This window comes from Methanoculleus sp. DTU007, from assembly GCF_001512385.1.
Taxonomy (GTDB): domain Archaea; phylum Halobacteriota; class Methanomicrobia; order Methanomicrobiales; family Methanoculleaceae; genus Methanoculleus; species Methanoculleus thermophilus.
Window position 1 is genome coordinate 1 of record NZ_LFRO01000048.1, and the last position, 1,289, is coordinate 1,289.

A 1,289-nucleotide genomic window follows, 5' to 3' on the forward strand; every position below is an offset into this window, starting at 1 on the left:
CTCGGCGAGACCGGGTCGAACGTGGCGTTGATCCCCATATGGGGCATCATCACCCCAAGGCAGTTCGGGCCGACGACCCGGATCCCGTGCCTTCTCGCGATCGCAACAACCGCCTCCTCAAGAGCGGCGCCATCCTCCCCGGTCTCCCGGAACCCCGCGGTGACGATGATGGCAAGCCTCACCCCCTTCTTCCCGCACTCCTCCATCACCCCGGGGACGAGATGGGCGGGCACCGCGACGACCGCCCAGTCCACCGGGCCGGGGATCTCGAGAACGGAGGGGTATGCCTTCCGCCCGAAGAGTTCCGATCTCCCCGGGTTGACCGGGTAGAGGTCGCCGGGAAACGAAAGAAGGTTTCGGAGGACCGAGTAGCCCACCTTCGTCGGGGTCGCCGACGCCCCGATCACCGCGATGGACTTCGGGTAGAAGAGGTCCGGGGGAGCACGGATGCTGAGGCGGGCGCTCCCGGCCCCGACGGTATCCCCGACGATGATCCGTGCATCGACGACGCTCGCCCCCTCCTCGTAGAGGATGACCGGGTTTAGGTCGAACTCCCGGATATCCGGGCTCTCGGCAAAGAGGCGGGCCATCTTCGCGATGATCCGGACGAGCGCTTTCTCGTCCTTCGGCGCCTCCCCGCGATATCCCCGGATGAGCCGGTAACCCTCGATCTCGCGGATCATGGACCGGATCTCGTCATCATCCACGGGCAGCACCCGGATAGCGACATCCTCCAGGAGCTCCACGAGTTTCCCGCCAAGCCCGAACGTGATGATCTTGCCAAACGCGGGATCGGTCTTCCCGCCGACGAGGACCTCAAGCCCAGGCGGCATCTCCTTCTCGACGATGATCCCGGTTATCGCGGCACCGGGGGCCCGGGCCGCGCTGTTTGCCATGATGGTCCGATACGCCTCCTCGGCCTCGTCGGGCCCTCGAATTCCGGTGATCACCCCGCCGACGTCGCTTTTGTGGATGATCTCGGGCGATATGACCTTCATGACGACGGGGTAGCCGATCCGATCCGCGGCTGCCCGGGCATCGGCAGCGCTGGCGGAGAGGTGGTGGGGGGGCACGGGTATCCCGCACGAGTCCAGCAGACGGTAGCCCTCAGATTCGGTTAGCATCCTCCCTGGCATCAGGATTCCTCACTATCTGCCGACCGGGGGTTGCACGGCCGGCTCTTCTATCCCCGGATTGGCGAGCCCGCTCATAATAGTTCTCCGGCCCTCGCCGGACGGCGCGGCAGGGGCGACTTTTCGAGGATCAGGCCCCGGTTCCGGACCGGCCGG

Annotated in this window: 1 protein-coding gene; it reads right to left on the bottom strand. The window is 66.3% G+C overall.

Features of this window, described 5'->3' with window-relative positions:
- On the bottom strand, nucleotides 1–1,124 hold a 1,124-nt coding region (locus tag ACI94_RS05565), incomplete at its 3' end, for an acetate--CoA ligase family protein (protein ID WP_286681191.1).
- Between the last annotated feature and the right edge of the window lie 165 nt (nucleotides 1,125–1,289).